This is a genomic window from Nitratireductor sp. ZSWI3, assembly GCF_024655565.1.
Taxonomy (GTDB): domain Bacteria; phylum Pseudomonadota; class Alphaproteobacteria; order Rhizobiales; family Rhizobiaceae; genus Nitratireductor.
Genome location: NZ_JANKOF010000153.1, coordinates 1 through 6,631, shown reverse-complemented (window position 1 = coordinate 6,631; position 6,631 = coordinate 1). Strand labels below are relative to the sequence as shown.

7 protein-coding genes are annotated in these 6,631 nt (G+C 64.6%); 5 read left to right on the top strand and 2 right to left on the bottom strand.

Annotation, left to right across the window (positions count from 1 at the left end; translation table 11 throughout):
• Positions 1-142: short-chain fatty acyl-CoA regulator family protein (locus tag NUU27_RS24450; protein WP_257764908.1), on the top strand; the 142-nt coding region annotated here is incomplete at its 5' end.
• 152 nt (positions 143-294) lie between these two features.
• Here NUU27_RS24450 and NUU27_RS24445 read toward each other — a convergent pair.
• Together NUU27_RS24445 and NUU27_RS24440 are read right to left on the bottom strand one after the other, a co-directional pair.
• Entirely contained in the window at positions 295-741 is a 447-nt protein-coding gene (locus NUU27_RS24445; RefSeq protein ID WP_257764906.1) for a VOC family protein, read from the bottom strand.
• Positions 742-1,090: 349 nt separating this feature from the next.
• Positions 1,091-2,068, bottom strand: a complete 978-nt coding sequence (locus NUU27_RS24440) for an NADPH:quinone reductase (protein WP_257764907.1) — start codon at positions 2,066-2,068, stop codon at positions 1,091-1,093.
• Positions 2,069-2,529: 461 nt separating this feature from the next.
• Here NUU27_RS24440 and NUU27_RS24435 point away from each other — a divergent pair, with 461 nt between their 5' ends.
• From NUU27_RS24435 to NUU27_RS24420, 4 genes are read left to right on the top strand one after another with little or no spacing between them, the layout of a single operon-like run.
• Entirely contained in the window at positions 2,530-3,627 is a 1,098-nt protein-coding gene (locus NUU27_RS24435) for a polyamine ABC transporter substrate-binding protein (protein ID WP_257764905.1), read from the top strand.
• A gap of 22 nt (positions 3,628-3,649) precedes the next feature.
• Positions 3,650-4,789, top strand: a complete 1,140-nt coding sequence (locus NUU27_RS24430) for an ABC transporter ATP-binding protein (RefSeq protein WP_257764904.1) — start codon at positions 3,650-3,652, stop codon at positions 4,787-4,789.
• A gap of 8 nt (positions 4,790-4,797) precedes the next feature.
• On the top strand, positions 4,798-5,709 hold the full coding sequence (locus NUU27_RS24425; protein WP_257764903.1) for an ABC transporter permease subunit: 912 nt from the start codon (positions 4,798-4,800) through the stop codon (positions 5,707-5,709).
• Positions 5,710-5,711: 2 nt separating this feature from the next.
• Positions 5,712-6,536: an ABC transporter permease subunit gene (locus tag NUU27_RS24420; protein WP_257764902.1), complete on the top strand. Its 825-nt coding sequence runs from the start codon at positions 5,712-5,714 to the stop codon at positions 6,534-6,536.
• Positions 6,537-6,631 lie beyond the last annotated feature (95 nt).

Below are 6,631 nucleotides of genomic sequence, written 5' to 3'. Positions count from 1 at the left end.
GACCCATGCGCTGACGCCCGTCGGCCCCGCCTGCCGGCTGTGCGAGCGTGCCGGCTGCCTCGCCCGCGCCGAACCGCCGGTGACGCGGCCGCTCGGCCTGGACGAGATGGTGACGGGACTGAGCGCGTTCGATTTTCAATGAGAGGAGGACGGCTTCGCCCGCCCGGGCAGGCCCGGTGACGGTGAGGCACAAGGCGAGGTGGCCCTAGCTTAGGGGGATGCCGGAGAAGGGGGCAAAAAGCAGCCCACCCGTGGCATCCCCGCCACAGCGGAGGGGTCGCAATGGGCGCGGGATCAGCCCTGCGCCGGCTTCCAGTCAGCCGAGGGGATGGTGTTGATCATCCACGGGACGCCGAACCGGTCGACCAGGGAGCCGAAGCCGGGCGACCAGAAGGTCTCCTCGAACGGCATGACGGCCCTGCCGCCTTCCGCAAGCTGGTCGAACCAGCGCCGGGCTTCGGCCATGTCGTCCGTGTGCAGGGTGACGTCGAAGCCGTTTTTGGGCTTGTCGACATTGGGTGCCCAGCCGACGTCCATGTCGGCACCCATGATCGCCTGGTCTCCGACGTCGAGCCAGCAGTGCATAAGCCAGGTCTTGTACTTCTCGTCGGTGATCGGCATGCCGGGGGGCGCATCGCCATAGGGTATGGCGGCGGTGATCTCGCCGCCGAGAACCTTGGCGTAGAACTCGAACGCCTCGCGGCACTGGCCCCGGAAGCTCAGGCTGGTTACGATCTTCATGGTCGTCTCCTTTTTGATCGGTGCTTTGACGCGCGTCACGGGAGATTGCGGCAACGCGTGACGCCGAGGCCTCGCCGTCGTCGAACAGCGAGGCATGGAGGTTTATCGCTTCTTCTGCATGCGGCTCTGGAACATGAGGACTGGGTGCATCGTGGGCATGGGCCGCTTCGTTCTATGTCACATCCTCTCGAAAGCGGCCGTCGATCGCCCTTTCTCATCCATGTAGATATCGACGCGCGGTGCCCATGGATGTCAACCTTTCGGAGGCAGGCTCCTGCCAACCCTGTCCACCCGTCCGGCGTGTGGCGCCTGCGCGCGCCTGCGCGCGCCTGCACACGCCAAGGTTCGCTCACCCGATCTCCACCACCACATTCCCCACCACGTCGCCCTTTTCCACCGCCTCATGCGCCCTGGCGATCTCGTCGAGGCTGAAACGGGCGCCGATGTGGTGCTTCAGGCCGTTCTTCTCCAGCATCTGCGCCAGTCCCGAAAGGGCTGCCTCGCGCTCGGCCGGCAAGAGGTCGTAGACGACGAAGACCTGCAGTGTCAGGCTGCTCCACAACAGGGTGGGGAAGGAAACGGTGACATCGCCGGCCAGGCTGGAGCCGTAGCAGACGATCTTGCCGTGCGGGGCCAGCGCGCCGTTGGAGATGATGGCGGTGCTCGAATGCAGGTCCATGTCGATCATGCCGTCGGCGCCCTTGCCGCCGGTCAGCCCCTTGACGGTGGCGGCGACGTCCTTGGCCTTGTAGTCGATCACGAAATCGGCGCCCGCCGCACGTGCATGGGCGGCGCGGGCGGCCGATGCCGTGCTGATGACGCGGGCGCCGCGCATCTTGGCGATCTGCGTCGCATAATGGCCGACGGCCGAGCCGGCGCCGGTGACGAGCAGCGTCCTGCCGCGCAGGTCGCCGAAAAGATTGACGGCATGAATCGCCGTCATCGCCGGGATTCCCAGGCAGGCGCCCGCAGCAAAGTCGATCGTCTCGGGCAGGGCAACGGCCTGCATCTCCGGCAGGGTGATCCACTCGGCGGCCGTGCCCATGGGCCGGCGCCACTGGCCGTTCCACACCCAGACGCGCTGGCCGATGCGGGCGTGGTCTACGCCGTTGCCCACCGCGTCGATGATGCCGGCGCCGTCGCTGTGCGGGACGATGTGCTCGGCCCCGAGCGGCCGGTTGCGCCTCGCCTTGACGTCGGACGGGTTGACGCCGGAGGCATGCAGCCGGACGCGGACTTCGCCCGCCTCGGGCAAAGGCGTCGGCAACTCGCCGATCTCGAGAACGTCGCGCGCCGCACCGTTGCGCTTGTACCAGGCTGCCTTCACGGTCCCCTCCCGCATCTGCCGGCCGCCGGAGCGGAACGAAGCCGCGCCTGCCGCCATCGGACAATCATCGGACGATCCGGCCCGCCCGGGCTTCGCATCCGCAGCGATGACAAAAGCCCGTCTCGAACGTGCGGCCGCCGGTTTGGGAAAGAACCGTAAGAGCACTTCTCCCGTTTTGCCAGCCGCCGAATGGCACAATCCAACGAAAGCGGAAGGCCGCAGAGAACGCCGCTTTCCGACGCGAAATGGCGCCTCTGGAACGCACCGCGTCTGCGTGGTCCGGGGCGAAAATTGACGCTTGTCGCACTGCGGAAACGACAATAGGGTTGAACCAAGTTTGCGGGTTCCGGCGTCGCATGAGAGGCCGGTGAACGGTGTCATTGGTCAGTTCTTGTTTTCCGCATTCGTGCGGGCGTCGGATGTTTTCATCTGACTGCAAAATGCCCTAGGGGAGAGATTCCATGCTGCGCAAGACCATTCTGCTTTCCTGCGTTTCCCTGGCTGCGGCCGCCTTTGCCGCCGGCGCGCAGGCACAGGAGCGCGTCGTCAACGTCTACAACTGGTCCGATTACATCGACGAATCGATCCTCGAGGACTTCACCAAGGAAACGGGCATCAAGGTCGTCTACGACGTCTATGATTCCAACGAGATTCTTGAGACCAAATTATTAGCTGGCGGCTCCGGATACGACGTGGTCGTGCCTTCGGGCGAGTTTCTCGGCCGCCAGATCAGCGCCGGCGTGTTCCAGAAACTCGACAAGTCGAAACTGCCCAATCTCTCCAACATGTGGGACATGATCAGCGAGCGGGTGGCGGTCTACGATCCGGGCAACGAATATTCGATCAACTACATGTGGGGCACCACCGGCGTCGGCTACAATGTCGGCAAGGTGGAGGAGATCCTCGGCACCTCGACGGTCGACACCTGGGACGTGCTGTTCAAGCCGGAGGTGGCGGCGAAATTCAAGGATTGCGGCATTCATATGCTCGATTCGGCGAGCGAGGTGATCCGCGCGGCGCTGATCTATCAGGGCCTCGACCCCAACACGCCGTCGGCCGACGATCTGGCCAAGGCCGAGGAACTGCTGAGCGCCGTCCGGCCCTTTGTCCGCAAATTCCATTCCTCCGAATACATCAACGGTCTCGCCAATGGCGACATCTGCCTGGCGCTCGGCTATTCGGGCGACATCTTCCAGGCGCGCGACCGCGCCGCGGAAGCCGATCAGGGGGTCGAGGTCGGCTATGCGATCCCCAAGGAGGGGGCGCTTTTGTGGTTTGACCAGATGGCGATCCCGGCCGACGCGCAGCATGTCGAGGAGGCGCATGAGTTCCTCAACTACATCATGCGTCCCGAGGTCATCGCCCGAGCCTCGAACTACGTCGTCTATGCCAACGGCAACAAGGCGGCGCAGGCCGAGATGGACCAGGAGATCATCGAGGATCCGGCCGTCTATCCGGACGAGGAGACCATGGCCAAGCTCGCGGCGCCACTGCCTTACGACATGCGCACCCAGCGTACCGTGACGCGAATGTGGACCAAGGTGGTGACCGGCCAGTAGCGGTTTCGGGCGGGAGCCGCTCATGAAATCGCTTGGCTCGACGCGTCGCAGCTTCGCTCCCTGGGCCGATCCTCAGGCAAAGCCTTACATCGCCTTTGAGAAGGTGACCAAGCGGTTCGGCGATTTCACGGCGGTCGACGATCTGTCGCTCGACATCTATGAGCGCGAGTTCTTCGCGCTCCTCGGCGCGTCCGGTTGCGGCAAGACGACGCTTTTGCGCATGCTGGCGGGTTTCGAGCAGCCGACCGCCGGCCGCATCTTCCTCGACGGCCAGGATCTCGCCGGCACACCGCCGCACAAGCGGCCGGTGAACATGATGTTCCAGTCCTACGCGCTGTTCCCTCACATGACGGTGGAGAAGAACATCGCCTTCGGCCTCAAGCAGGACCGCATGCCGGCCGGCGAGATCGCCGACCGTGTGGCCGCAATGCTGAAGCTGGTCAAGCTCGAGCCCTTCGCCAAGCGCAAGCCGCACCAGCTTTCCGGCGGGCAGCGCCAGCGCGTGGCGCTCGCCCGCTCGCTCGCCAAGCGGCCCAAGCTCCTCCTGCTCGACGAGCCGCTTGGCGCGCTCGACAAGAAGCTGCGCGAGGAAACGCAGTTCGAACTGGTCGATCTGCAATACGAACTGGGCCTCACCTTCATGGTCGTCACCCACGACCAGGAGGAGGCGATGACCATGGCCGATCGCATCGCCGTGATGGACAAGGGCAAGGTCATCCAGGTGGCGACCCCGGCGGAGATCTACGAGGCGCCCAACTCGCGCTTCGTTGCCGATTTCGTCGGCTCGATCAACATGTTCGAGGGCAAGGTGACGGCGGCCGGCCGAGAGGTGGCGCGCCTCGCCGACGCAGGCGGTTTCGAGCTTTCCGTGGCGAATGGCGCCGGTGCCGAGACGGGCGCGACCGTCTGGTTCGCGGTGCGGCCCGAAAAGATCGACATTTCGCGCCGGCGCCCGGAGGGGGCCGTCAACGCCATTGAGGGCGAGGTCTGGGACATCGCCTATCTGGGCGACATGACGATCCACCATGTGAAGCTCGACGACGGGCGCATCATCAAGGCGAGCAGCATCAACCGGCAGCGCGCCGTCGAGAATGCGATGACCTGGCATGAGCGGGCATGGATCTCCTTCGCCGCCGATGCCGGCGTCGTGCTGACGCGGTAGGAGGCGGGATGGGCCGTTTCCTCTCCTCGCTCGCCGCCCGTCTGGTCATCGCCGTCCCCTATCTGTGGCTCCTAGTGTTCTTCCTGGCGCCGTTCCTGATCGTCTTCAAGATATCGCTGTCTGAGCCGGCCATCGCCATGCCGCCCTATGAGCCGGTGTTCGACCTCGTCGACGGCATCGCCGCGCTGCTTGGCAAGGTCGGCGAACTGTCCTTCGGCAACTATCTATGGCTCGCCGAGGATCCGCTCTATCGCAACGCCTACCTGTCGAGCATCAGCATCGCCGCGGTGTCGACGGCGATCACGCTCGCCGTCGGTTATCCCATCGCCTACGGCATGGCGCGGGCGCCGGCATCGATCCGGCCGATGCTTCTGATGCTGGTGATCCTGCCTTTCTGGACGAGCTTCCTGATCCGCGTCTACGCCTGGATCGGCATCCTGAAGCCGGAGGGGTTGCTGAACCAGTTCCTGATCTTCCTCGGGCTGATCGACCAGCCCCTCGTGATCCTCAACACCACCACGGCGATCTATATCGGCATCGTCTATTCCTACCTGCCCTTCATGGTGCTGCCGCTCTACGCGACGCTGGAGAAGATGGACAATTCGCTGATCGAGGCGGCGCGCGACCTCGGCTGCCCGCCGCTCGCCGCCTTCTGGAAGATCACCTTCCCGCTGTCGACGCCCGGCATCGTCGCCGGCTGCATGCTGGTGTTCATCCCGGCCGTCGGCGAGTTCGTCATTCCGGATCTGCTCGGCGGCTCGCAGACGCTGATGATCGGCAAGACGCTGTGGAGCGAGTTCTTCAACAACCGCGACTGGCCGGTCTCCTCGGCGGTCGCGGTGATCCTGCTGCTCATCCTGATCGTGCCGATCATGTTCTTCCAGCGCTCGCAGGCGCGGGCACGCGAAGCGGGGCGATAGCGATGGCGGGAAGCTGGGGCCGTTTCAACATCGTGTCGCTGGTGCTGGGCTTCGCCTTCCTGTACCTGCCGATCCTGCTGCTGGTAATCTATTCCTTCAACGAGTCGCGCCTCGTGACGGTGTGGGCCGGCTTTTCCACCAAATGGTACGTGACGCTGTTCTCCAATCGCGGGCTGATGGATGCGGCCTGGGTGACGGCGCGTGTCGCGTTCCTGTCGGCGACCGTCGCGACGGTTCTCGGCACCATGGCGGCAATCGCGCTCACCCGATACACGCGCTTCCGCGGCCGGCTGCTCTTCTCCGGCATGGTGTTCGCGCCGCTGGTGATGCCCGAGGTGATCACGGGCCTGTCGCTGCTGCTCCTGTTCGTGGCGATGAATTTCGACCGCGGTTTCCTGACCGTCACGCTTGCCCACATCACCTTCTCCATGTGCTTCGTGGCGGTGGTGGTGCAGTCGCGCCTCGTCACCTTCGACCAGTCTCTGGAGGAAGCGGCGCTCGACCTCGGGGCAACGCCGCTGGGCGCCTTCTTCCAGGTGACGCTTCCGGTGATCCTGCCTGCGGTGATCTCCGGCTGGATGCTGGCCTTCACGCTGTCGCTCGACGATCTCGTCATCGCCAGCTTCACCTCGGGACCCGGCGCCACGACCCTGCCGATGAAGATCTACAGCCAGGTGCGGCTCGGCGTGACGCCTGAGATCAACGCCGTCTGCACGATCCTGATCGGCATCGTCGCCATCGGCGTGATCATCGCCTCGATCATCACCAAGCGGCAGGAGATCCAGCGCCAGCGCGACGAGCAGGCCGCGGTGCGGGCGCTGGGCTAAAGCATTTTGCAGTCAGGTGGAATCACCTGACGTCGCATAAATGCGAAAAAACAATGAGATAGAGCGGTTCATCGTTTCCATGAAACGATGAACCG